Origin of the sequence: Amygdalobacter indicium, from assembly GCF_029101545.1 — a bacterium.
Taxonomy (GTDB): Bacteria; Bacillota; Clostridia; order Saccharofermentanales; family Fastidiosipilaceae; genus Amygdalobacter; species Amygdalobacter indicium.
Genome location: NZ_CP118866.1, coordinates 57,376 through 83,321 on the forward strand (window position 1 = coordinate 57,376; position 25,946 = coordinate 83,321).

Genomic DNA, 25,946 nt, shown 5'->3' on the forward strand with positions numbered 1-25,946 from the left:
TATGGCTACTGATCAAATATTTGAATCAATTTCCATTCAATTGGCTTCACCGGAGCGGATTTTGGAATGGTCTTGCGGCGAAGTTACGAAGCCTGAAACGATTAACTATCGTACGTTGAAACCCGAGAGGGACGGTTTGTTCTGCGAGAGAATTTTCGGACCGGCGAAAGATAATGAATGTCATTGCGGTAAATACAAGAAAATTCGTTATCGCGGTATAGTTTGTGACCGTTGCGGCGTTGAAGTTACATCGAGTAAAGTCAGACGGGAACGTATGGGTCATATTAAATTGGCGACACCGGTTTCTCATATCTGGTATTTCCGCGGTATTCCTTCCCGTATGGGCTTAATTTTGGATATTACGCCCCGTAATTTGGAGCGAGTTCTCTATTTTGCGTCTTATATTGTTACCGATCCGGGTGAAACCGATTTGGCCTATAAGCAAATTCTTAATGACAATGAATACAACGAAGCTGTTAAGAAATACGGTCGTAACGCTTTCAAAGCCGGAATGGGCGGCGAAGCGGTCAAGAAGCTTTTGCAGGATATTGATGTTAAAAAACTGCTTGCGGAACTGAAAGAACAATTTAAGGATGCCGTAGGTCAGAAACGGGCGAAATTAATCAAACGTCTGCAAGTCGTAGAGTCGTTTATCGATTCCAACAATCGCCCTGAGTGGATGGTTTTGGATGTATTGCCGGTTTTGCCGCCAGATTTGAGACCGATGGTTCAGCTTGACGGCGGACGTTTCGCAACCTCAGATTTGAATGATTTATATCGCAGGGTTATCAACCGTAACAACCGTTTGAAGAAACTGTTGAGTTTGGGTGCGCCGCAGATTATTGTGCGCAATGAGAAGCGGATGTTGCAGGAAGCTGTCGATGCTTTGATTGATAACGGTCGTCGCGGTCGGGCAGTTACCGGTGCCGGTAATCGGCCGTTGAAGAGTTTGTCCGATATTTTGAAGGGCAAGCAGGGCCGTTTCCGTCAGAACCTGTTAGGTAAACGTGTCGACTATTCCGGTCGTTCGGTTATTGTTGTCGGCCCGGAACTGAAGATGAATCAGTGCGGTTTGCCGAAAGAAATGGCGATCGAGTTGTTCAAGCCTTTCGTTATGCGGGAACTGGTCAAGCGTGGTTTGGCTTTGAATATTAAAACGGCTAAGAGATTGATCGAGCGGGCGAATGACGATATTTGGAATATTTTGGAAGAAGTTATTCAGGATCACCCGGTATTGCTGAACCGTGCCCCGACATTGCACCGTTTGGGAATTCAGGCATATGAGCCGGTTTTGGTTGAAGGTAGAGCAATCAAGCTGCATCCGTTGAGCTGTACGCCGTTCAACGCGGACTTCGATGGTGACCAGATGGCTGTACACTTACCTTTAACTCCGGAAGCTCAGGCTGAAGCGCGTTTCCTGATGCTGGCTGCCAACAATTTGTTGAAGCCGCAGGATGGTAAACCCGTTACAGTTCCTTCTCAGGATATGATTTTGGGTTGTTATTATTTAACAATGTTGAAACCGGGAGAAACGGGCGAAGGCAAATATTTCAGTTCGGTGGAAGAAGCGGAATTAGCTTATTTCCATCACGATTTAGGTTTGCATTGCAAAATTAAAGTCAGAATTACGGCGGAAATTAATCGCAAGAAACATACGCAAATAGTTGAAACTACTTACGGCCGTTTGATTTTCAATGCGATTATTCCCCAGAATCTGGGCTTTGTCGATCGCAGCAAGCCGGAAAATTATTGCGTGCCGGAATGTGATTTCCTGGTAGATAAGGGCAAATTGAAACAGATTATCGACCGTTGTATTCGGAAGAACGGTTTGTCCATTGCCAGCCGGACATTGGATAAGATTAAGGCTTTGGGTTACAAGAATTCTACTACTGCCGGTATATCTATCGGTATCTTCGACATGGATATTCCTGAAGTTAAGCAGAAATATTTGTCCGAGGCCGAGAAAAAAGTTGAATTTATTGCTCGCCAGTATCGCCGCGGTTTGCTGAATGAAGAAGGCAGACGGAATGCGACAATTAAAGTTTGGCGTGAAACTACGGATACGATTACTAAAGCTTTGGAAGAGAATCTGGATGAGTACAACCCGATTAACATGATGAGTAAATCAGGTGCGCGTGGTTCTATTTCTCAGATTAAGCAATTGGCCGGTATGCGCGGTAACATGGCGGATACTTCAGGTAGAACCATTGAAATTCCGATTAAGTCGAATCTGCGTGAAGGCATGAATGTTTTGGAATTCTTCATTTCTTCGCACGGCGCACGTAAAGCTTTGTCCGATACGGCTTTGAAAACCGCTGACTCAGGTTATCTGACCAGACGTCTGGTTGATGTTTCGCAGGATGTTATCGTGTCGGAAGAAGATTGCGGTACGAGTGACTGCTTTGAAGTTTCGGCAATTACAGCCGGTACCGACAATGAAGCCAAGCGTGTGCTCAAACCTTTGCGGGATCGCTTGAGCGGCCGTTATTTAGGCAAGGATGTTCTGGATCCGAATACCGGTGAGGTATTAGCTTTCGCCAATACGCTGGTAAGTCCGGAATTGGCTGAGACTATTGAAAAGGCGGGCGTAACTTCCTGCTACATCAGAACGGTATTAACCTGTCATGCCAAACGCGGCATTTGTGCCCGTTGTTACGGTCTGGATTTGGCGGTCGCATCTTTGGTTTCTATCGGTGAAGCTGTCGGTATTGTGGCGGCTCAGGCCATCGGTGAACCGGGTACACAGTTAACCATGCGTACGTTCCATACCGGCGGTATCGCCAACTCCGGTGACGATATCACTCAAGGTTTGCCCCGTGTTGAAGAGTTGTTCGAAGCCCGCAAACCTAAGGGTCAGGCTATTATGTGCGAAATGAACGGTGTCGTTTCTATTCAGGATTCTGCCAACAAGCGGAAACGTGAAATTACGATTCGTTCCGAGGTGGGCGAAGAGATGGTGTATTCCGTTCCGTATGCCGCTTCCTTGTATGTTCATGACGGCAGTATCGTTAAACCGGGAGATTTGATCACCAAAGGTTCGATTAACCCGCATGATATCCTGAAAGTCGGCGGCATTCAGGCTGTACAACGTTATATTATCGCTGAAGTTATTAAGGTTTATGAGAACAACGGTGTTGAAATCAACGATAAGCACGTAGAAATTATTGCACGTCAGATGATGCGTATGGTGCGAATCGATGATCCGGGTGATACTAACTTGCCGACAGGTAATCTTGTTGATATTATGGATTTCGAAGAGGCCAATAATAAAGCGGCGGCTGAAGGCAAACGGGAAGCTGTCGGCCAAAGAGAGCTGTTGGGTATTACGAAAGCTTCTCTGGCAACTGAAAGCTGGTTGTCGGCTGCTTCCTTCCAGGAGACGACAAGAGTTTTGACGGATGCTGCGACCAAAGGCAAGAGCGATATGTTGAGAGGTTTGAAAGAGAACACGATTATCGGTACGTTAATTCCTGCCGGTACCGGTCTGAAACGTTATCGTCGCTTGGTCCCTGTCCCGGTAATTGAGGACAACCGTGCCATTTTGGAAGAGACTTTAGCTGATGTTAAGGCGCATGAGGATTCTTTATAAGATGATAGTTATTAACAGAACTTGCCGACAAACGACAGGTTCTGTTTTTAATTTATTGACACTTCTTGTCCATCTTAGTATTATTGAGATAAGCGGAGGCTATTTATGTTACAGAAAACAGTAAAATTCCATTGTCAGGCAAACGAACAGATGAAGTTGGTGGCTAATTTAATTCAAAAAGCCAGTAACTATCAGTCACACATTAATTTGGAAACCAATGGACGCAAAGCTAATTGCAAGTCTTTACTGGGTATGATGTCTTTGGGTATGCAAGATGACTGCGAGATTACCATTACATGCGATGGTCAGGATGAGCAGGATGCGATGCAGGAATTGGTCGTTTACTTGAGCAAATAAGCGATTAAGCGGCAGAAATTAAGTTATTTATTTGTTATTTAGGCAACTTGAGCGGGCTGTGTATAGGCAGTCAATGCGTGAGTTGCTTAATTTTATTTTGAAATGAACGTTGAGAGGCGAAATTCGATGAAACGCAAGGAGTTTTTGCAACAAAAATTGAAATTGGTGCCGAAATTGCCCGGCGTTTATCTGATGCAGGATGAGCAGGGGAAGATTATTTATGTCGGCAAAGCGGTGAAACTACAGAACCGTTTGCAATGTTACTTCGGTAATAACAGTACGCAACCGTCTTTGAAAGTAGCTTTGATGATTGCTAAAATTTACGATTTTCAGTATGTGATTTGTCAGAACGAACAGGAAGCTTTAATCCTGGAGTCCAACTTAATTAAGCGGCATCGACCTTTTTATAATATTTTGTTGAAAGATGATCATGATTATCCTTATATTAAAGTGAGTCTGCAGGACAGCTGGCCGGAAGTGACGAAAGCTTATCGTATCGGCAAAGATAAGGCCAAAGGCGCTTTGTATTTCGGTCCTTATATGTATAGTCAATTGAGTAAGGCGTTGAAGTCTTTGGAGCAGATTTTTCCTCTGCACAGTTGTAACCCGGCCAAAATTCGCACAAATGTTCCCTGCTTAAATTATCAGTTGGGCAAATGTATCGGAACTTGCTGCAACAGAGCGACAGCAGCCGATTATCGGGAAATAATTAAAGAAGTCTGCAACTATTTGCGCGGCGATACGCAAAAATTGGAAGAGTATCTGCGAGCCAAAATGGCGGCAGCAGCCGACGCCGAACAATTTGAACAGGCAGCGTTCTGGCGGGATCGGCTGTTAAATTTACAGGCTTTGCACCAAACACAACGAATAGTGACGCAAAAAGCGGTGGATGCGGATGTTTTGGCTGTTTGTCGGCAGGATTTTATGTACTGTCTGCAAAAATTGGAAATTCGTGCCGGTAAAATTATCGGTACCTGCAGTTTCTTCTTTGAAACGGAAGACCTACTTTACAGTCTTTACGGTCTGGGAAGCGAAGATTTACCGGCTAACTTAAAAGGCCCGCTGCCGGCGAAGCCGGAGAAGCCGGAGAAGCCGGCGGACAGGGATAAAACGGTGGAATTGAGTGCTGACAGTTTGTTAATTGAGAATTTGTTGGAAATGTTTTTGGCCCAACATTATGCGGATTTACATAATTTACCGGCCTCTATTATCTTGGCTAATTCTTTGCCGGCGGCAGCGCTTGCCCATTTGAATGCGGCGGCAGAAAGCTTGGTCGGCAGTCATTGTACTTTCACCGTGCCGCAGAGAGGGGAAAAATATGAGTGGGGCAAGATGGCTGCTAATAATGCCGGAGAAGCTTTAGCCAAAAAAATGCTGTTGCTGGGCAGTGCCGCGGCTAATGTGAAGGGCGCTTTGACGACGTTGATGCAGTTGAACGGCATGCCCAACTTGCCGCATCGGATAGAAGCTTATGATGTTGCGAATTTCGGCAATGATGATTTATGTGCAGCGATGGTCTGCTTTATAGACGGGGTGTACAGTCCGAAAAATTCTTTATTATTCCGGCTGCGGGAGCAAAAGGAGCAAAACGATTATTTGGCGATGAGTACGGTTTTATTACGCCGTTTACGTCATTTGCCCGGGGTGCAGGAAACCGGCAATTCACTTAATTTGCAGGCAGCGGAGCAAAGCTGGATTTGCTTGAAAGAGAATAAGTCATCATTAAATATCGTGCCGGATTTGATTCTGCTTGACGGCGGCAAAGGGCATCGGCAGGCGGTGCTGCAGGCGCTGGAAGAGCAATTGCAGTGGTCGAAGCTGGTTGTCAGCCGCAGAATCTTTATCGGCGGCATGGTCAAAAACGATAAGCATGAAACGCGAGCGTTGCTGCAGGCGGACGGACAGGTGCATGAGTTGCAGGTCTTTTTACCGCAAGAAGCAGCGGGAACTTCCGATTCTCATAAGGGAGAAACGATTAAAAGCGAGGTCAACTTATTACGTTTTCTTACTCGCATTCAAGATGAGGTGCATCGCTTAGCGAATAATTATTATCATAAATTACAGAAAAATCGTATTTTACATTATGAATTGGAAAACATCAAAGGTATCGGTGCTAAAAAGCGGCAACTATTATTGGCGCATTTTAAGAGCATGGAGAAAATAAAAACCGCAACGCTTGCCGAATTGCAGGCAGTTAAAGGAATAAGTGAACAGGATGCACAACACATTTTTGAATATTTCCGCTTGCAAGCCTGAGACGGACGAGGTGTGCAGATGATTTATGCTTTGAGCGATACCCATTTAAGCTTCAGCAGTAATAAACCGATGAGCATTTTCGGTGAAATTTGGGCACATCATACCGAAAAAATTGCCCATAACTGTGCCGCCGTGCTGCAGCCGACGGATATTTTGCTCTTACCGGGTGATTTATCCTGGGCGCTGAAATTGGCGGAAGCTCGCAAAGATTTAACTTTTCTGGACGCTTTGCCCGGTAGGAAAATTTTGTTACGGGGCAATCATGATTATTGGTGGTCAACTAGAACGAAAATGCAACGTTATTGTCGGGAATGGGGACTGAAAACCCTGTATTTTCTGGATAGAAACGCTTTTTTGCTGCGCCGGAATAAAGCTGTTTCCGCTTACGATATTTTGCTCGCCGGACGCAATGAAACGGTCGAAAACGGCGGTAGGCAGGCAGACACACAGGCAATATGGCGGCAGGAGCCGATTTTGCAGGAGCAGCCTGAATTTATCGGCATTGTCGGCACGAAAGGTTATCTCTTACCCTTTGAACAGCAGAATGAACATGACCGAATTTTAGCGGTACGGGAGTATGAGCGTCTCCTCTACAGTTTGCGGCAGCTGGAGGATCTTTTGTTATTGAACGGCATCAAAAAAAGTGAAGTTAAGTTGCTCTGTCTGACACACTACCCGCCTTTGCTAAAAAATCGAGGTTCAAGTATTTACAGTTCTTTATATGAAAAATTACAAGCGGAATATCGGACGGTACAGGCAGTTTGCGGCCATTTGCACGGTTTGGGAATTAAAGAAGCCTTTGAGGGTCGGTATAATTCGGTTGATTATTATTTAGTTTCGGCGGACGCTCGTGCTTTTTCGCCGCAAGCCTTGCTTTGAATTATCAATTTGTGCAAAATGCACATAAAACGAGATATAAATTAGCCTAATTAGCAGTAGTTTAACCATAAAAGCTGCATTATAATGGATTTATATTCGGCGTTAAGAATTAAGGAGGATTTCGACAAATGCAGAAATATACAGCAGATAGGGTGCGTAATATCTCTTTATTGGGACATAGCGGTAGCGGTAAGACCAGCTTCATAGAGGCGGTATTGTTCGATTGCGGTAACATTGACCGTATGGGCAAGTCCAATGACGGTACATTGACGATGGATTTTGATGCCGAGGAAATCAGAAGACATATTACGATAAATACCTCAGTAGCTTCTTGTGAGTGGCGCAATGCTGTAATCAGCTTTATTGATACTCCGGGTGATTTCGACTTCATGGGTGAAGTACAGCAGGCCTTAAGAGTTTCAGGCGCCTCTTTGATTTTAGTTAACGCCAAAAGCAGTATCGAAGTCGGCGTGGAAAAATCGGTACGCTATTTGCAGCGTCCGGGTATTCCTTACGGATTTTTAATTAATGCGATGGATGATGAAAATGCCGATTTTTCGCGTTGCCTATTGGATTTGAAAAATCGTTACGGTCGTAATGTCGTACCTTTTGTTCTACCGATTAAAGAAAACGGAAAATTCGTCGGTCTGGTCAACGTAATTACGCTCAAGGCTTATCGTTTTGCCGAGAAGGCGACGGTGAAAGAGTGTGAGATTCCGGCGGAATATCGGGATTTAGCCGACCAATATCATAGTGAACTGGTAGAACAGGCGGCGGAAAGCTCCGATGAACTTATGGAGAAATTTTTCAGTGGGGAAGAATTCAGCGCCGATGAATTTACTGAAGGTTTGAAAGAGCGGATTCTGCATCGTCACCTGTTGCCTGTTATGGCCTGTGCCGCTACGACCAATTCCGGTGTAAGTACGGTCCTGGATTTGCTGTTGGATTATTTCCCGGCAGCAACCCATAAAGTTGTGCAAGCTCTGACCCCTGACGGTACGAATGTGGAATTGACTTCCGATCCTAAAGGTCCGTTGGCTGCCTTGGTCTTCAAGACCATCGCCGATCCTTTTGTCGGTAAAATCTCATTATTCCGTGTTTACAGCGGCAGTTTGAAGAACGGCACGACAGTTTATAACGCCAATCGCAATAAAGAAGAACGAATTACCAATTTGTCGTTTATTGTCGGCAAGAAACAGTACGAAACCAAAGAAGTTACAGCCGGAGATATCGGAGCTTTGACCAAGTTGACTGATACCCAAACGGGTGATACTTTGTCGGAAAAAGCTCATCCTCTGAGTTTGCCGTCCATCGTTCTGCCTTCACCCTGCTTCAGCATGGCTATTTATCCGGTTAAACAGGGGGAAGAGGAGAAAATTGCTCAAGGCTTGGCGAAGCTGAAAGAAGAGGATCCGACTTTTACTTATTACACCAATAAAGAAACGAAACAGATGATTATTTCCGGTTTGGGCGAGATGCAACTGGATGTGCTTGTTTCCAAATTGAAGAATAAATACAAGGTGCAGGCGGAACTGCAGGAGCCGAAAGTACCTTATCGTGAGACGATTAGGAAGAAAGTTAAAGCGCAGGGTAAACATAAGAAACAGTCCGGCGGCCATGGTCAATACGGCGACGTTTGGGTAGAGTTTGAACCTAATCCGGAACAGGAAGATATGGTTTTCGAAGAGAAAGTCTTCGGCGGTGCCGTGCCGAAAAATTATTTCCCGGCGGTTGAAAAAGGTCTGCGGGAAGCTTGCAAGTCGGGTGTTCTGGCCGGATATCCGGTGGTTAATTTGAAGGCAACTTTGGTTGACGGCTCTTATCATGAAGTGGATTCCTCCGAAATGGCATTCAAGATTGCCGCATCTTTGGCCTATAAAGCCGGATTGGAGAAGGCTTCGCCGGTTTTGATGGAACCTTATTCCGCTGTCGAAATTCATGTGCCGGAGAGCAACATGGGTGATATAATGGGAGATATAAATAAAAGGCGCGGTCGAATTTTAGGGATTGAGCACAAAGCTGATTTCAGCGTTATTTCGACCGAAGTGCCGACAAGCGAGATGGCGCGCTATGCCACGGATTTACGTTCTATGACACAAGGCAGAGGTTGGTATACTATCAGTTTCTTGCGTTATGAACAGATGCCGAAAGAGTATGCGGATAAGGTAATTGCCGCCAAAGCAGCCGAAAAGGCGAAAGATTAAGGCGCTTGTCATTAAAAGCTGATCTATTGTAATAATAGATAAATTTATGAACGAGAAAAGCAGGTTACATTGTAGCCTGCTTTTTGACTGTTTTCGTTTGCTTATTTTTAATGGAAGAAATGTTTCAAATGACTATGTTTCAAGGCTTTATAGAGAGCTACATAAATAACTGCGCCGAGGATGGCGGATAAAACGGCATTGAACCAAGTCACTCCGGCAGAAATTTTGACGAATATTTTGGCCGGTGAAGTGGCGGAGCCCAAGAGATAGGTATGGTAGAAATAGCTGCTGACAGGTGCCAGTATGGCGTTGGTAACCAGGCCGGCAATCATGGCGATGGTGGCGTTAAGGTAATGCCGGGTCGATTCTGTGGGGGTATTGCGGCTGAGAGCTTTGAAACTGTAATAACAAACTGCTGCCATGACAATTTTAAGAATCAGCGTTTCGGGGGCGACGTGGGCATAACCGCTGAACATGTCGGCGAGGAACAGACCGATTGCCGGTCCCAATAGACCATAAGGGGCGGCAATTAATAAAGGCGCTAAGACCACCAGGGTGTTGGCGGCATGAAAGCTGGTTTTGGTAACACCGATATTAATATCGACGCGTAGAAAAACGAAGACAACATAACTGATAGCGGCGAATAAACCGGCGAGTACCAAGTTGACCAACGTATCGTGATAGGGACGAATCGGACGGGACTGTTCATTAATTGACATGGGCGTAAACCACCTTTTCTTTGAGTTTTGCGTGCGTATATTATATCAGGAATTGCGGGAAGTTACGGTAAAAAGTAATATTTGATTTGTTTTTTTGCACGATTATTAGGGAAAATTTGAGATTTTCGGGGAATATTTGTGCTTTTGTGCAATCTGTAGCAAAAACTAATAAAAGATTATGCATTCGGCCGAAAATAAGGGTCGGTTCTTATTGATATATTGACACCGGGCAGCAAAAAAATAAAATACAATCATACCGTAAGAGGAGGTTGACTTGTTTATGAAAAAATTTTCAGTGGTGGTAGACGCCGTTATAGCGTTGATGTATGTTATCTTAATTTTGGCAGCAATCTTTTTCAAGGATTTAACGTTATTTAACAGTCCACTTGCAATAATGGGATTCCTGAGCTTGTTTGTTGCGCCGCCGGTCGGTATCGTGTGCGGCTTTTTCTCCTTAATAGCGAAGAAATACATATCTTTAGTTTTCAGCATATTACTTATTTTTACATTCCCGATTATAATGTCGTTACCGGTATAAAAGCGCAGTGAATGATTAAGAAATGAGAATTATTGTTGTGGCTGTTTCCCGGGAAACAGCCTTTTTTTCGGCGCCAACATTGGCAAAAACAGTGCAAAAAGTTTATAATTGACCAATAGTTGTGCAGGAAAGAGAGAATAATATGCCGGAAACAGAAAAAGATGTAAAAAAAGAAAAAAAGACGAAAGCCATTAAGCTGAAAAATTACAAATTACCCCAAATTGCCGAACTGGACGCCAATCAGACCGTTAACAGTGAATTATATGCTAAATTTCAAAAAGACTTCGCTGCCTCAGCCGCGAATAAAGTTATAGCGTCGGCTATTTGCAATGTCGGTATCGCCGAAGCCAGCTTCAACAACAACATGTTGCGGGACGAACGCTTCGTTTTTTCGAACGAAACGAAACGCGGCGGTATAACGAATCAGAAACAGTCGGGACGTTGCTGGCTCTTTGCCGCCCTGAATGAAGCTCGTGTCAGCATCATGGAAACATTGCAATTGGATGATTTTGAATTGTCCGAGAATTACATGTGTTTCTATGAGAAAATGGAAAAGTCCAACGCCTTCTTGGAGAACATTATCGCAACTTTGAATAAGGACGTTTACAGCCGCGACTTTGACTTTGTTAAGGACAATGCAGCCGGTGACGGCGGATTCTTCGAGTGGTACGCCGATTTGGTAACTAAATACGGCGTGGTGCCCAAAGCCTGTATGCCGGAAACATTCCATTCTTCCAATACTACCTTTATGGTAGAAGCTTTGAATGAACGCTTGTATCGTACGGCGATGCAGATGCGCAATGCTTATGCTGCCGCTTATCCGGCCGGGGAAGAACCGACAGCGGAGTTTGTTCGGGAAATGCGGCAAAAGAAAGAAGCCTGTCTGAGCGAAATTTACAATATTTGCGTTAAATCCTTAGGCGAACCGCCGACAACGGTTAATTTCGCTTATATGGATAAAAAGAAGAAAAAGCAGGAAATTAAAGGTATTACGCCGAAAGAATTTTACGAGAAATATTGCGGCTTGCCGCTGGAGGATATGGTGGTGCTGACCAACGATCCGACCGAGCGTTTTGCCGACGGTACAGCCGTAACTTACAAATATTGCCAATTGGTGCAAGAAGGTAAGGGCCTGTTGCAATTATTGGCACCGATGGAAGAATTGACTGCAGCTGCCGTTAAATCCATTAAAGCCGGTCAACCGATGTGGTTCGCCTGCGATGTCGGTAAATCTTCCGATCGTAAAAAAGGTTACTTGGATCATGAAACTTATCTGACGGATTTGACGTTAACTCCCGTCGGCGAGTTCAGCAAGAAAGATCGGACAATTATCGGTGAAACTCAACTTAATCATGCTATGCTTCTGTGCGGCGTCGATTTGACGGAAGACGGTGAAGTCAAGAAGTGGAAAGTTGAGAACAGCTGGGGCGATACGGTCGGCGAGAAAGGCGTTTTCAGCATGAGCCATCAATGGTTCCTGAATAACACATATCAAGTAATAGTCAATAAAAAGTATGTTTCCAAGTCGATTCTGGCCGGATTGAAGAAGAAACCGCAGGAGATTGAACCTTGGAAAATGATTTGTTTCCCGGGAAAATAAAATCCTTTATTTAATCAGGTGCTTGAACGGTCGGGTAATATTGCCGGGCCGTTTACTTTTTCACAGAGAATATACAAACTACGGGTGAGAAATAGGCTAAGATATGAGGGAGCTTGCGGCGTGTTGCGCGCCGGGACGGGAGTTGAACAGTATGGAACTGAGCTTGGTTATGCCTTGTTTTAATGAGTCGCGGCAGATTTTGACAACTTTTGCACATTTGGCCGGCTACATTAAGAATGTTCTGAGTCGCAAGGCGGACAAATTGACAGTGATTGCCGTTGATGACGGTTCAAAAGATGATACTTGGACATGTTTGGCGGAGGCAAAGCAGAATCTTTTAAAGGAAGTTGCCGGTACGGTGAATGTTCGGGTGAAGTTGCTGCGTTTTTCGAGAAATTTCGGGAAAGAGGCGGCGCTGCTTGCCGGAATTCGGGCCGTTTCGCCGACAGCTGCAGCTACTGTTATTCTTGATGCCGATTTGCAACATCCTTTAGAAGTGATTGTACCGATGATTGATAAATTCCTGGCTACCGGGGCGGATATCGTCGATGCTGTTAAGTCCGATCGCGGCAAGGAGTCGGGCCTTAATCGGTGGTTAGCCAATTCTTTTTATGACTTCTTCGATAAGCATAGTCGGGTTAATTTGAAAAATATGGCCGATTTTAAGCTCCTGAGTGCCCGGGCAGTGCGGATTTTGGCGGATTTGCCGGAACATGAGCGTTTCTTTCGGGCCTTGTGTTCCTGGATCGGATTTAAACATGCGGAAGTGCAGTTTGAGGTGGCCGAGCGGGAAGTGGGCGTGTCTAAATGGTCTTTTCGCAGTAAAGTCAATTTGGCGAGCGATGCTTTTTACGCTTTTTCCGATGTGCCTGTGTTTTTGCAGTTTCTGGAAATTGTATTTGTAATTCTTTTGGGTGTGGGGCAGGTGGCTTATTTTGCTTTTATTCTGCTGGCGCAAAAAAGGCCTTTGGATCGCTTGGATTATTTAACTTTTATTGTGCTGCTGGGAGTGTTTTTAATTTTAGGCAGTAATTTGTTGAAGTCTTTATATTTGCAACGGCTTTATAAGGCGGCTTTGAATCGACCGCAATACATTATTATGCAGGAAGATTGAGAAAAGTTGTGTAATCAGGCAGATACCGGCGATTGGGTTGCCGGATCTGTGGTGAAGGGAGAAAAGGGGCGAAATTTTTTCGCCTTTTTTTTTTGTTGAATTGATCGGCGGCCGGTGCAGGAAGTCGGGCAGAGGACAGCAAACAGTAAGTTGTGATGCTTGGCAGCAACGGTCGGTAGCATCTATTAAAGGCAAGTCAAGAACTGAAAAAGAACAAAAAAACATAAAAATTCCCAAATAAAACCAAGAAAAACCGGAAAAATCAGGAAAATGTTCGACACTATTCATATCGGTAAGAAATATTCACTGATAAAAATGGGAATTTAGGCCTTAAAAATACGAATTTTTGTCTTTAATCTGTACAAATTGCATAAAAACTCAAGAAAAACAAAAGTAAATTATGTTCCTTTTTCACTAAAAATGTAGTATAGTATATACAAATAGCAAAAGGAGGTTTCCTACAATGGGAAACAATAAAGAAAAAAAGGAAGGATTGCAGAAAAGTCTGGCGTTGATTTTTGTCTACACCGTGGCTACCGGTTCAATCTTTACTTACGTTAGTTATTGGGATTCCGTATTCTTTAATTATTGCGGAGCGGGTACATTCTTAGCTTTTGCCCTGATGTCTCTGGCTATTCTGCCGGTAGCTTTGGTTTACAGCGAATTGTCCTCCTTGTTCCATACGGCGGGCGGTGAACTGATTTACAATACGGTCGGTTTGAATAAACACATCGGTTTTCTGGCATCGTGGTTGATTATGGCGGCGTGGATTTCAGTGCCGCCGGCAGTAGTTATGGCTATTGCAACTTACATCAGCAGAACCTTCGGTCTGGCTTTGAATTTTGAAAGCATTATGATTATCGGTGTAATTATTTTACTGCTGGTTTTCTTTATGAGTCTGCAGGATATTCAGTTCCTGGTTAAAGCGCAGGCGTTCTGCCTCTTTGCCAATATTACGGGCACTGTGCTTACGGGCTTGCTTCTTTTGTGTTCCGGTCATTGGAGTTTCAGCAATTTGAGCAATATGTTCCAAACTAATTTAACTCAAATTAACGGTATTCCCGGCTGGATTATCGGTATGGCGCTGTTGATTACCCCGTTTTTCGGTTTTGAAACGGTACCGCAAATGGTCGAAGAGGGAGACTTCCCGATTTCCAATACCAAGAAAGCAATTTGCGGCTCGGTTTTAACTTGCGGCACTATTTACACCTTCTTCTTCTTCTGCGTTGCCGGGTTGGACAGCTTTCAGACGCTGCTTGCCGGCGGTAAAGACGGCTTTATGACAATTACAGCTATGCAACAGATTTTAGGCTGGAAGATTTGGCCGCTGATTTACGGTCTGTTATCAATCCTGTTGGGTATGACGGCTTCCATTTTGGGCTTCTGGATGTCTATTGTCAGAATGCTTTATGCTATGGGCAAGAAGAATTTCTTACCGGCAATATTTACAAAAGTAAATAAGCACAGCCAACCTATTGTACCTAATATTTTCCTGTTGGCTATTACTTTGACCTTTGTTTTGATTCAAAACGCTACCACCTTTATGAACGACTTCTTCAACTTGATGTCTTTCGGCTGTGCCTGCGCCTATGCGATTACGATGATTTCGGCCATCAGTATTAGAAGTCAACATAAAGACTGGTACAAGAATAATAAAAATCTGGTTAGAGGCGGCAATTTCACGCGTCTGTTGGCGATGGTTATCATGGTTGCCATTGCTTACTTCTGTACTTTGGGTCAGGGTCGAGGTTCGTGGATTTCTTTCGGTGTCTATATGGGCGTCGGCGTGCTGATCTGGCTCTGGATGGTCTGTGTCAGATGGCGCAAAACTAAGGTTTTAATCGAAACACCTGCAGGTGAGCAAGAATTTTAATGAAAAAGCAATTGAATTAAAGGAGAATTATTATGGCAAAATTAACAGGTAAAGTGGCAGTTGTTACAGGTGCTGCCGTCGGTTTGGGTGAAGGAATCTGTGAAGCATATTCCAAATACGGCGCTAAGCTGTGTATGATTGATATGTCGCCGGCAGTTGAACAAACGGCAGAACGTTTAAGAAAGACATATAATGCCGATATTATCACATATGTAGGCAATGTAGCCAAGAAAGAGCAGATGAAAGAAGCGGTTGAGAAAACTGTTGCTGCATTCGGCAAGTTGGATATTGTCTGCTGTAATGCCGGTGTTTGTCGTTTGGCACCTTTTGAGGAAATGAGCGACGAAATGCGTGATTTCCATATTGATGTAAATATCAAGGGCGTTTGGAATACCTGTCAGGTTGCAGTTCCGTATTTGTTGAAGAACAAAGGCGGTGCGATTGTGATCGCTTCTTCCGTTACCGGTGATATCGTCGCTGATGCCGGAGAGGCTGCTTATGCGACAACTAAGGCGGCATTGGTAGGCTTAACTAAATGCTTGGCCGTAGAGTATGCTAATCGCAATATCAGAGTTAACTGTTCTCAACTCGGTTATGCCCGGACACCGATGGTCGAGAAAATGGCAGTTGAATCCAATCCGGAAGATCCGGAGAGCGCAATTAACGCTATTGCCATGAACGTACCGATGAAACGCCTGGCCAAACCGATTGAAGTCGGTGAGCTTTTCGCTTTCTTGGGCAGTGATGAAGCTTCTTACATTACCGGTGCCCAGTTCGTTATTGACGGCGGTGCAACATTACCGGAAACAATGAGTATCGGTACAAACTGATTATTTTGCGTATACGAATAATCGTGGAATTTTCAGAATATCCCGTTGCCTGTTTGCTCGGAAAAGCGGCGGCGACGGGCTTTATTTTGTCCGGCCGCACCGGAAATACAAGTGCAGATATTTGTCCAATCAAGAGTCTTTTGCACTGCCGATAATAGGAAAAATTAGTTTTTTATCAGCAAAACGCATTAATGGAGACGAAAAATCGTGATGTTTTTGTATAATTTGTCATTTTATCTATTTATAGTTGGGCAAGATGTAGAAAAAAACGAAAAAAGCTTGCAACTATTTTAGATAAATTTATACTATTGTTATTACGTCAGTATCAAGGAGGACAATATGTCTGAATCATTAAAAAAGGAAACGGTAGGTTCGTTTCTGCTCAAGGTATTAAACGGTACAACAATTGCTATTGTTGTGGCCTTAATTCCGAACGCTATTTTGGCGACTTTTTTGAAACCGTTTGTAGCCAACTCGGTATTTTGTGCCGAGTTATTGCACATTGTGCAAGTTTTCCAGTTCTTTACTCCGATTATGGCCGGTGCTTTGATTGCACAGCAGTTCAAGCTTTCGCCGATGCATATGGTAATTGTCGGCGGTGCCGCCTATATAGGTTCCGGTGCTTGGAGATTTGTTACAAACGTTACTATTGCTGATAAAACAGCTAATATTTTCCAACTGGCCGGTATCGGTGATGTTATTAACACCATGATTACGGCAGCTTTGGCAGTTTTAGTTCTGCAATTGATAGGCAACAAATTGGGTTCTCTGTCTATTGTTTTCCTGCCTATTATTGTCGGTACGGGCGTAGGTTACGTCGGCTGGAAGATTTTGCCTTTCGTTTCGCAAATTACTACTCTCATCGGTCACGGTATTAATGCCTTTACAACATTACAACCGATTTTGATGAGTATTTTAATTTCGATGTCTTTTGCAATTATAATTATCAGCCCGATTTCAACTGTAGCTATCGGTTTGGCGATCGGTCTGACGGGTATCGGTTCGGCAGCCGCCGGTATGGGTGTAGCGGCCTGCGCAGCATTTTTGGTTTGTGCAACTTTGCGGGTGAATAAGCCGGGTGTACCTATTGCTATCGCTTTAGGCGCTATGAAGATGATGATGCCTAATTTCCTGACTACTCCGATTATCGGTCTGGGGGCAGCTTTGACGGCGGCTATCAGCAGTTTGTCGATTCCTCTGTTGGGCATGGGCGGTACTCCGGGAAGTGCCGGTTTCGGTTTGGTCGGTTTCGTCAGCCCGTTGGCTGCCTTGAATTCCTCCAATGTCGGAATTCTGGTAATTGTTTTAACTTGGGTAGTGGTACCGTTTGTTGTCGGTTTCATTATCGATCGTCTCTTTGTCGATGTTTTACATTTGTACAAGAACGATATCTTTAAGTCCAAAGCTAACTAAAATAAAATTAAGTTAATCAGGCTTTTGCAGTTGCTGTCTCTGTAAAGGTGCTTGGAACAACAGCGTCAGCTGGAGAATTTTCAGACAGCGAATGCTTTGAAAAAAGCGGAAGGAGTTATGTTATGTTTATTTATATTGCAGGTGCCGGTGCTATGGGGTGCCGTTTCGGTTATCAATTGCAGAAGAGCGGGAACGAAGTGGTGTTGCTGGATTCCTGGCAGGCTCATATTGATGCCATCAAGGCTCACGGTTTACATATTGTGGGCGATCAGGATGAAGTTGTACCGATGACTATTATGCGGCCGGAAGAAGCACATAAGCAGGCTGAGTTTATTATTTTGTTTACGAAGGCTATGCAATTGCAGGATATGCTGGAAAAAATTAAACCGGTTATCGGTCCTGAGACCAAAGTTCTGTGCCTGCTCAACGGTTTGGGGCATGAAGATGTGATCAGCAAATACATTAAGCATGAGAATATTATGATGGGTGTAACAGTCTGGACAGCCGGTTTGAAAGGCCCGGGCGAGGCTATTTTGCAAGGCAAGGGTACGATTAATCTGCAAAGTTTCGCTGCTGCCGGTGAAGCTGCGGTGCAGGATATTGTTGATACGATGAATGCGGCCGGCTTAAATGTTATTTATGATAATGATGTTGTGCCTTCAATTTGGCGTAAAGCTTGTGTCAACGGCACAATGAATTCGACTTGCGCTTTGACGGATGCCACTATCGGCCAATTTTTCGCCAGTGAAGCGGCAATTAGAATTGTTAAGACGATTATTCATGAATTCGTTCTGGTCGGTACAGCTGAAGGCGTGAAGTTGAATGAACAGGAAATTGTCGATTATGTTATGCATACAGCTGAGATTGCTGCCCGGCATTATCCGTCCATGCATCAGGATTTGATTCAAAATCACCGCTTGACCGAGATTGATTACATCAACGGTGCTGTGGCTCGTAAAGGCGCAAAGTTGGGGATTGCAACTCCTTATTGCCAGATGATTACCGATTTGATTCATGCCAAAGAGAGCATTTTGAATATTAAATAAATTATATTCGGAAAATGATGTTTTCAAAGCCTGTCTGAATTTTCAGATAGGCTTTTTTGGCAGGCGTGAGCTTATTATGCGGGCAGCCGGGCGGATTTAAGTCTTGATAATTTCGAAATTATGTTATAATACAAAAAAGTTTGGCGGTCGTGGTGAAATTGGCAGACACGCCGGATTTAGGTTCCGGTGATGCAAGTCATGCAGGTTCGAGTCCTGTCGACCGCATAATGAAAGTCCGTACTGTAGCAGCATGCCGGGTACGGATTTTTGCTTATGGAAATTATACTTGAAGAAGCGGCCGTCAGCGGCGGGCAAGCAACTTTTAGATTATAAGAAAGTGACTGAATAATTATGACAAAGACATTGGAAAATTTAGCACATGTACTTGGAGCTGCAATTTTGAACCGGGGAGAGATGCAGACGGAAGTTAAGCAAATAGCCTTCGATTCCCGTTATGTGACGGCCGGAGGCGTGTTTTTTGCGATTAAAGGGTTGGAAGCGGACGGACATGATTATCTGGATAAAGCCTGTGCGCAGGGGGCAATAGCGTTGGTTGTGCAGGATGCGGCCAAGATAAAAAGTTTGCAATCTTCCGTTACCTGTCTGCAGGTCCAAGATACAAGGCAGGCTTTGGCGGCAGCGGCGAACTGGTTTTATGATGCACCGTCTAAGTCTTTGCAGGTTATCGGTATTACCGCCTCCAACGGCAAGACATCTACAAGTTTAATGTATAAGACGATTGCACTTACGGCCGGGAAAGAGATAGGTGTTGTCGGTACAGTCAGTTATGAAACGGCTAAACGCAGTGAAATGAGCCATTTGACGACACCGGATGCTGTTAAGTTGGAGCAGCTGTTACGGGAGATGGCGGACAGTAATTATCATTATGCCGTTATGGAATGTTCGTCTATCGGTTTGGATCAGCGACGTAATTACGGGGTGAAATATCGGGCGGCGGCGTTCAATAATATCAGTCGGGAACACTTGGATTATCACGGTTCTTTCGCTAATTATCTGCAGGCTAAAATGCGTCTGATTACAGATTGTGCCGATGAAAATACGGCAGTTGTGCTGAATTTTGATGATCCGGTTATTTATGAGCAACGGGCGATGGTTAAGGGACGGCTTTTAGGTTTTGCCGACTTAAGTAATTGGCCGGAGCAACGCTTGAGTCAGGTGCAGCGGGAAGAGGATCGGCCGCAAGTTCTGGCGGCGGACGTGGATTTGTCGGCGGGCTTGCCGCATTTTTCTATTTTGCTGGACTGTGCGACGGCGCAGCAATTACAGGGGGCGCAAGCGGCTTGGCAAACGGCAGGTAGACGGCAGATAGGTGCGTACAGTTATTATGTCTACCCTTTGAGCTTGCAGGTGCCGGGTTATCATTCCGTGATGAATGCTTTGTCGGCTTTCAGTTTGGCTATTGTCAGCGGCTTTTCACCTGTAGAAGCTTGTAACGGTTTGGCGCGCTATCAGGGGATAGAACGGCGTTTCCAACAAATTCTGGCTCCGGTTAAAGTGCAGGGGACTGCCTGGCAGAAGGTGGTTGATTATCAAATTTACGATGACCATTTCGCCAACCCCGGTAATATCATTTTTTCTTTAACTTCTTTAAGTAAAATGGATTATCGGCATTTACATATTCTATATGCGATCAGAGGTAAGCGCGGCGTTACGGTGAATAAGGAAAACATTCAGCAGCTGGCACCTTTTTTACCGAAATTACGTTTGGCCTCATTCAGTGCCACTTTATCACAGGACGTTGTCGGACATTACGATCAGGTGCAGGCGGACGAGCTTGGCGCTTTTCAGGAGTCTATGCGTGCAATTAATTTGCCCTATAAACTTTATCCGACGCTTAAAGGGGCGATTAAAGCTGTTTTGCCCGAGTTACAGCCGGGTGATGTGCTGCTGCTTGCAGGTTGTCAGGGGATGGATGCCGGAGCGCGTTTGTGTTTAGAGCAGCTGGCGGCGCAGCATCCGGATTTGGCGGCAGAAGTTATTATGCAGGCTGTCAAAGATCGAGTTTGCGGGCAGGCGAATGAAGCGACGGATAAGGATAAGTTATTTGCCGGTGAGGCGGGCAAATAAGCCGGCCGGCAGCAGACCGGCGAGGCAGCGCAGAATATAAGTTATAAAAGAAGAGTAGGAAACATCTTTCCCGGCTTTGGCCGCCTTGATGGCGGATTTTGCTACTTTGAGCGGATTTTCCAAAGCAAGCTTCTTGTATAGAGGCAAGCCGGCGGCCGCATTGCTCGTAGAGGAGCTGTTTTTGTTTGCATCTGCGGGCAGATATTTAGCGGCAGTCTGTAGAAAAGCGCTTAACATAGGGCCGGGGCAGGCAACGGTACAATGCCACGGTAAAGAGGCGGCCTGCCATTCGGCGTTTAGAGCAATTGAAAAATTGCGTAAATAACTTTTACCGGCGCTGTAGACGGCGAAGTTGGCCTGCGGGGTGAAGGCGGAGGAAGAAGCGACGTTGATGACTGTGACTTTGCTGTGTGGAGAGAATTTACCTTTTTCCAGAAAATAGCTTAATAAAAGGGTAGGGGCGAAGACGTTGAGTTTTAAGCATAATTCCTGATCCTTGGAATTTTGGGCGGCAAAAGGACCTTTGAAGCCGATGCCGGCGTTGTTGATCAGACAGGTGATTTGCCAGTCACAGCCGAGTTCGGCGTTGATAGCAGCTGCCAATTCTTCAGCCGCATTATCCTTACTCAAATCCAGGTTTATGGCGATATAAGGCAGGGGGAGGGTAGCTGCAAGGCGCTTGCAACCGGAATTTTCCTCAACTTTCAGGCCGGTAAGAACATAGTAGTTACCGAAATAAGTTTGCTCGGTTGCTAAAGTTTGCAGGAAAGCTTGCCCCAGGCTGCCGTCGGCGCCGCTTATGATTATCAGTTCTTTCATTTTTTCGCTTCTTCTTTCCGGTTGAATTCCTGTTGAATTAGAGTGGAGTTTCAGCTGCAACTATAGAGCGGAAATTCGGCGTTAAGACATTAAACTCAGCGGAATTTCGTTCAAATTTAAGCAGGTATAACCCTCAGCTTTTATTTTTTTAATTAAAGGTTCCAAAAGGTCGACTTCAACTTGCGAACGACCGTCCAGGCGTAAAATTAAGCCGTCGTGCAATTCTCTTTCTATGTAGTTCAGAGCTTCCGGTACCGTATAGGGTAATTTCGCATAGTTACGATTCCTGAGTTTGTCGTAACGGAAATTGAGCTTATCTTTGGCATCAGGCCAAAAATTGTGTAATTCCAAGCCCCAGAAAGTCGGGTAATAACCGCTGTTTCTGACTAAAGCCAGAGTTAATTCGCTGTATGAACCTGAAGGCGGACGATAGAAGCTGTCCAACTGTCTGCCGGTCAAAAGTTCGAAGTTCTTCTCCAATTTGTGCAGACTTTTGAGAAAAGTTTTGCGGTTGCGGATTGAAAGACGGGCGGAATCTTCAAAGTCCCAGCCCAACGAGCCGATGCAGTGGTTTTCCTTATCCATACGCAGAACGAGGTCCGGCGCTTCGCTGAGAAAATCGCCGCCGATGAAGAAACTGCAAGGAATCTGATAAGCTTTGAGGATATCCAAGACCTGTTTGGCCTTCATTTTTTCGCCTTTGACAAAATCGTAAGTTATATATATGACTTTTTCCGGGCGATATTTGGCATTGGCTTTCTGCAATTCGGTTAATTGTCTCTTGGCGGAACTTGCAGTTGGAGCAGCCGGTGCAACTTGCTGAATGGTCGCATCCGGTCCGGTAGAGGCGCGGGGCGCAGTCGGGTGCTTCTTGTTTTCTTTTTCGGCTTTTTCCAAATAACTTCGGTGGATGGCATTCATATCCTTCAATGTAAGCGGATTGAGATCCCAAAGGACGTTATAAGTAGCACAATAATTGGCGGTATTATCGCTGATTACAGGCAGACGGTGATTATCGGCGCTCAATTTGGTGTGCTGAATTTCCCATTCAAGATAGCGCGTATCGGCGTCAATTGCCGTACTTAAATTAGGCAGGCGCGGCAGACGTAAGTCACTTTTCCGACTGACAATTAAGTTGGGACCGATAGGTTTGCCGTAAAAAAGGCGGCCTTTGATATCTTTGCCGAAAGTGTAATTAACGGTCGTTTGCGTGACGGCGGCGGAGGTACTTTGCACTTCGTCATTGCTCTGAATTTTAATTTGTGTAGTTAAAGGCAGCGGTTCCGCATTATTTTCACTGTAATTATCATGAGGCACAGTTAAAGGGTGAGACGGCCAGAGAATCACAGTCAGACCGATTAACAGCAGAAAACCTGAAATGTAGATCAACAAAGTGATGAAGTCGAAATGCGGCGGCAGACGGTGGCCGAAGTTGAGTTTGTGATAGTGTCGCAACTGGGCATCGATAATAGTGGAGGGATTGAGCGGACCTGCAGGATTGGCAGCAGCTTCTTGATCCGAAGGCAGAGCGGCAGCCTTTTTCGTCTGCGCCGGCTGGGGCATTTGCGGGCCGCTAACAGGCACACTTGCATAAGCTGCTTCAGTCCGAGCGGCATTTATTATCCGCGGAGCAAGCGGCGAGGCAGTGCTGTCAAAAGATGCAGGAGTAGAATTTTGTTTTTTCTTCTTCATAATTAACTATTTTACACAATAAAGTCAAACAACACTAATACCTTTGAGTTGCTGATACAAGTCACGGGCGTAATTATCGGTCATACCGCAGATGTAGTCGGTAATTAAGAGTAGTCGTAAATAAAGCTGTTCCTCCGGACTTTTATCAGCAGACTGCAAGTGATAACTTTGCGCATAGTTTTTGGAGACAAGTCGCATCAGGCGTTCGTAAACCGGTTGATTATCTGCACTTTCCTGACCGTAATTGATACAGGCGGGAATGAAAAGGTCCAATAAGCTGTTAATTACAGTGTTACAGGCGACTTCCAGCGTGACGATATCTTTGGACGTAAAGACATAGCGGTAGGCAATTTCACCTAATAAATCCAGAAGATAGCCGCTGTAACGACCGGCAGCCAAGGGTACGGTACAGTTGCCCTGCATAATTGCACAATAATTTTCACAGAAAGAAGCAGCCAAGTCCTGCAACAGGCGGTTTTGCGCCTGCATTAACCAATTTTGGACAGCGTACAATTCCGTTTCAACATAGCCGCGTTTCCGAGCCAGATTGTAAAAATTGTTCAAGTCCGCCGCATCGTCGGCCAGTTCCGGGTGAACGGCGGCAGCTTGGGTGATATGGGCGAGCAACGTGAAATAATTAAGTTTGTTTTTTCGTAAAGCATCTTCAATATCGGCAGTCCGATAAGCAATATCATCACAGGCTTCCAGCAGAAAAGACAGCGGATGACGACAGGCAGTTTCCCCCAAAGTGACGGGGTAAGTATAACTTAATTGCTCCGAGTTGCTGTCAGACGGTGCAATGTCGCCGCTTAAAGCTGTCCCCAACGTCAGCGACAGTTCGTGGAAAATGGCTTTTTCAGCATAAAAATAACCTAATTTATGGCGGGCAATATTGCCGCTGCTGTGAGCAACGCTGTTATCGCCGTGAGCGACATCCGTCGTCCGATTTTCAATATTCAGAGAATTGACAGGATATTTAATCAGGCAGTGCAGCAAAGGGTAAGTTAAATGCATCCCGGAGTTGTCGTCTAAAAAATGTAACTTTGTCAACAGACGCAGAGCCTGCGCATTACCTTCGAAATTGTAAAAGTCCTGCTGCATTTGCTGATTCAACCAGTGAGTCAGTGATTTTTGGCGATATTGCAGGCGGGAGAGATTGTTCTTAAACCAGGAGCGGATTGTTGTTTCGCCGTAATGTCCGAAGGGGGGATTGCCGATATCGTGCAGCAAACCGGCAGACAGGAGAATATTTTCAATGATAGCTATTTCAGTGGTGTCGGGCAGTTCCAAGCCGGTCGGCAGGGGTGTTTTGCGGGTATATTCGCGTAATTTGTTGAAAGTTAATTGACTGATAGTTTTGGCAAAAGATGCAGTTTCCAAAGAATGCGTCAGACGGGTGCGGACGAAATCGCTTTTATCCAGCGGGAAAACCTGCGTTTTATCCTGTAAACGGCGAAAACTGGCAGATAGAATAATTCTTTGAAAATCAGTTTCAAAGGGTTTGCTTGTCAAGTTCACATCGCCGGCAGGTGCAGTTTGTTGCAGCGGGAAACGCAGCGGTTGTAAAAGTCGTTTCCAGGATAAGAATTTTTGCTTGTGACATAATTCAACACTCATAATCAGCCTCTTTCTGCGCGGAAATTTGTTGCCATGTTGCTTGAGCGGCATCTGCGGGAATAAAAGTATCCAGGTCACGGGCGATGTAACTGTTTTTGAAAAAACTGCGAGCGTAATCCAGGTACGTTTCAGGTTCAATTAAACTTGCGGAAAAATGCGTTAAAATTAAGGCTTTAACTTGAGCATTCGCCGCCTGTAAGCAGGCTTCTTTCATCGTCATATGGCGATTTTTGACAGCTAAAGGCAACTTGTCTTCCAAAGCATAGTTGGATTCGGAAATTAATACTTCGACAGCTCGGAGAAATTCGCTGTTACAAGCCAGCGGCCGGGTGTCCGTGACATAAGCCAGACTGAATTTGTGCCGACTTGGGCCCAAAACCTCGTGCGAGGAAAATTCGTAATCCTGGCCTTTGTAACGATAAGAAAGGTGATAACCTTGCTGTAAGAATGACCAGAATCCTTGAAAAATGCCTAAAGCCATAGCTTTGTTGCTGCTGAATTTTCCTGATTGGTAAAAGTCGAAGCGAAAACCCAGGCAGGGAACGCTGTGTTTCTGGGCAGCTGCATTAATATACAAATCTACCGGGAAATCCGGTTCCGGAGTTAAGCTTAAATTTTCATAGCGGCTGAGTTGCTTCTGCAAGCGACTTTGTTTCTGCAAAGCTGCCGGCGTTTGCTGTTGATAAAAAAGATTACATTCCGGAAATAGAGCTTCGAGCTTGGTGTTCGCCGGGTCTTGTGCAGCTGCAGGCGGCAGGTCGACGCTTTTACAGAGTTCGTCCGTTTTTTTGCTTAAAAGGCAGTAAAATCCGGCGGCATTGATAACCTTCGGGTCGGAAAGGGCGAGGCTGATTTTATAACCGTCGGAGGTACGGACCAACGCCAGCGGACCGCGGGAGTAAAGGTCGGAAGGGGTAAAGCTGCCGTCCATTTCAAGCACATAAATTCCGTAAGATTGCCTACCGACAAGGCAGATGAATTGACTTAAGAGATTACGGGAACCTTTAGGGGCTAATATAAGTAAATCGTTGGTACGCTTAGCCATGCCCATTGTGCACAGAAGACCGGGCAAACCGAAAATGTGATCACCGTGGAGGTGCGATAGACAAATAATATCAATATTGACAAAGCCCGTATGCAGATGCAGCAGACTTTTTTGGGTACCTTCACCGCAGTCAAGCAGCAACTTGCGACCGTCATAGCTGAGTACAGCGGAACTGAGATTACGATTTTTTAACGGTAGAGCGCCGCCGGTACCGGCAAATTCTATTTTGAACATTGGTGTCCTTTCGTCTTTTTGAATGCTGCTTAC

The 25,946-nt window shown here is 45.0% G+C and carries 18 protein-coding genes and 1 tRNA gene; 14 read left to right on the forward strand and 5 right to left on the reverse strand.

Annotated features, from left to right (window positions below):
• The first annotated feature begins 1 nt into the window (after position 1).
• From rpoC to fusA, 5 genes are all read left to right on the forward strand, one after another.
• A complete protein-coding gene (gene rpoC / locus PYS60_RS00195) occupies positions 2-3,589 on the forward strand; it encodes a DNA-directed RNA polymerase subunit beta' (protein WP_315569769.1) in 3,588 nt (1,195 codons plus the stop codon).
• 105 nt (positions 3,590-3,694) lie between these two features.
• Positions 3,695-3,946, forward strand: a complete 252-nt coding sequence (locus PYS60_RS00200; RefSeq protein ID WP_315569771.1) for an HPr family phosphocarrier protein — start codon at positions 3,695-3,697, stop codon at positions 3,944-3,946.
• A gap of 126 nt (positions 3,947-4,072) precedes the next feature.
• On the forward strand, positions 4,073-6,202 hold the full coding sequence (locus PYS60_RS00205) for an excinuclease ABC subunit UvrC (protein WP_315569773.1): 2,130 nt from the start codon (positions 4,073-4,075) through the stop codon (positions 6,200-6,202).
• A gap of 18 nt (positions 6,203-6,220) precedes the next feature.
• On the forward strand, positions 6,221-7,081 hold the full coding sequence (locus PYS60_RS00210; protein ID WP_315569775.1) for a metallophosphoesterase: 861 nt from the start codon (positions 6,221-6,223) through the stop codon (positions 7,079-7,081).
• Between the two features lie 128 nt (positions 7,082-7,209).
• On the forward strand, positions 7,210-9,285 hold the full coding sequence (fusA, locus tag PYS60_RS00215; RefSeq protein ID WP_315569777.1) for an elongation factor G: 2,076 nt from the start codon (positions 7,210-7,212) through the stop codon (positions 9,283-9,285).
• 107 nt (positions 9,286-9,392) lie between these two features.
• On the opposite strand, the gene PYS60_RS00220 is transcribed toward fusA, so the two are convergent.
• Positions 9,393-10,004: an ECF transporter S component gene (locus PYS60_RS00220; RefSeq protein ID WP_315569779.1), complete on the reverse strand. Its 612-nt coding sequence runs from the start codon at positions 10,002-10,004 to the stop codon at positions 9,393-9,395.
• A gap of 280 nt (positions 10,005-10,284) precedes the next feature.
• On the opposite strand from PYS60_RS00220, the gene PYS60_RS00225 reads away from it, so the two are divergent.
• The 9 genes from PYS60_RS00225 to PYS60_RS00265 all read left to right on the forward strand — a co-directional run bounded on the left by PYS60_RS00225 (position 10,285) and on the right by PYS60_RS00265 (position 20,506).
• Positions 10,285-10,542 carry a hypothetical protein gene (locus PYS60_RS00225; protein WP_315569780.1) on the forward strand — a complete coding sequence of 86 codons (258 nt, stop codon included), beginning with the start codon at positions 10,285-10,287 and terminating at the stop codon, positions 10,540-10,542.
• A 142-nt stretch (positions 10,543-10,684) separates the two neighbouring features.
• On the forward strand, positions 10,685-12,142 hold the full coding sequence (locus tag PYS60_RS00230; RefSeq protein WP_315569782.1) for a C1 family peptidase: 1,458 nt from the start codon (positions 10,685-10,687) through the stop codon (positions 12,140-12,142).
• Between the two features lie 151 nt (positions 12,143-12,293).
• Positions 12,294-13,256, forward strand: coding sequence for a glycosyltransferase family 2 protein (locus tag PYS60_RS00235; RefSeq protein WP_315569784.1), 963 nt, complete (start codon positions 12,294-12,296; stop codon positions 13,254-13,256).
• A 463-nt stretch (positions 13,257-13,719) separates the two neighbouring features.
• Positions 13,720-15,129, forward strand: coding sequence for an APC family permease (locus tag PYS60_RS00240; protein ID WP_315569786.1), 1,410 nt, complete (start codon positions 13,720-13,722; stop codon positions 15,127-15,129).
• A gap of 32 nt (positions 15,130-15,161) precedes the next feature.
• Positions 15,162-15,959 carry an SDR family oxidoreductase UcpA gene (ucpA, locus tag PYS60_RS00245; RefSeq protein ID WP_315569787.1) on the forward strand — a complete coding sequence of 266 codons (798 nt, stop codon included), beginning with the start codon at positions 15,162-15,164 and terminating at the stop codon, positions 15,957-15,959.
• Positions 15,960-16,298: 339 nt separating this feature from the next.
• Positions 16,299-17,372, forward strand: a complete 1,074-nt coding sequence (locus tag PYS60_RS00250) for a PTS transporter subunit IIC (protein WP_315569789.1) — start codon at positions 16,299-16,301, stop codon at positions 17,370-17,372.
• A gap of 122 nt (positions 17,373-17,494) precedes the next feature.
• Positions 17,495-18,418, forward strand: coding sequence for a 2-dehydropantoate 2-reductase (locus PYS60_RS00255; RefSeq protein ID WP_315569791.1), 924 nt, complete (start codon positions 17,495-17,497; stop codon positions 18,416-18,418).
• A 143-nt stretch (positions 18,419-18,561) separates the two neighbouring features.
• A tRNA-Leu gene (locus tag PYS60_RS00260) sits at positions 18,562-18,643 on the forward strand.
• 126 nt (positions 18,644-18,769) lie between these two features.
• Positions 18,770-20,506: a Mur ligase family protein gene (locus PYS60_RS00265; protein ID WP_315569793.1), complete on the forward strand. Its 1,737-nt coding sequence runs from the start codon at positions 18,770-18,772 to the stop codon at positions 20,504-20,506.
• On the opposite strand, the gene PYS60_RS00270 is transcribed toward PYS60_RS00265, so the two are convergent.
• The 4 genes from PYS60_RS00270 to PYS60_RS00285 form a co-directional block, all read right to left on the reverse strand.
• Positions 20,480-21,325: an SDR family NAD(P)-dependent oxidoreductase gene (locus tag PYS60_RS00270; protein WP_315569795.1), complete on the reverse strand. Its 846-nt coding sequence runs from the start codon at positions 21,323-21,325 to the stop codon at positions 20,480-20,482. The two genes, PYS60_RS00265 and PYS60_RS00270, sit on opposite strands and share 27 nt — an antisense overlap.
• A gap of 81 nt (positions 21,326-21,406) precedes the next feature.
• Positions 21,407-23,017 carry a polysaccharide deacetylase family protein gene (locus PYS60_RS00275; protein WP_315569797.1) on the reverse strand — a complete coding sequence of 537 codons (1,611 nt, stop codon included), beginning with the start codon at positions 23,015-23,017 and terminating at the stop codon, positions 21,407-21,409.
• A gap of 24 nt (positions 23,018-23,041) precedes the next feature.
• Positions 23,042-24,634: a dGTP triphosphohydrolase gene (gene dgt, locus PYS60_RS00280; RefSeq protein ID WP_315569799.1), complete on the reverse strand. Its 1,593-nt coding sequence runs from the start codon at positions 24,632-24,634 to the stop codon at positions 23,042-23,044.
• Positions 24,624-25,913 (reverse strand): ribonuclease Z, encoded by a 1,290-nt coding sequence (locus tag PYS60_RS00285; protein WP_315569801.1) that lies wholly within the window; start codon positions 25,911-25,913, stop codon positions 24,624-24,626. The genes dgt and PYS60_RS00285 overlap by 11 nt, the downstream gene beginning before the upstream one ends.
• Positions 25,914-25,946: the final 33 nt, after the last annotated feature.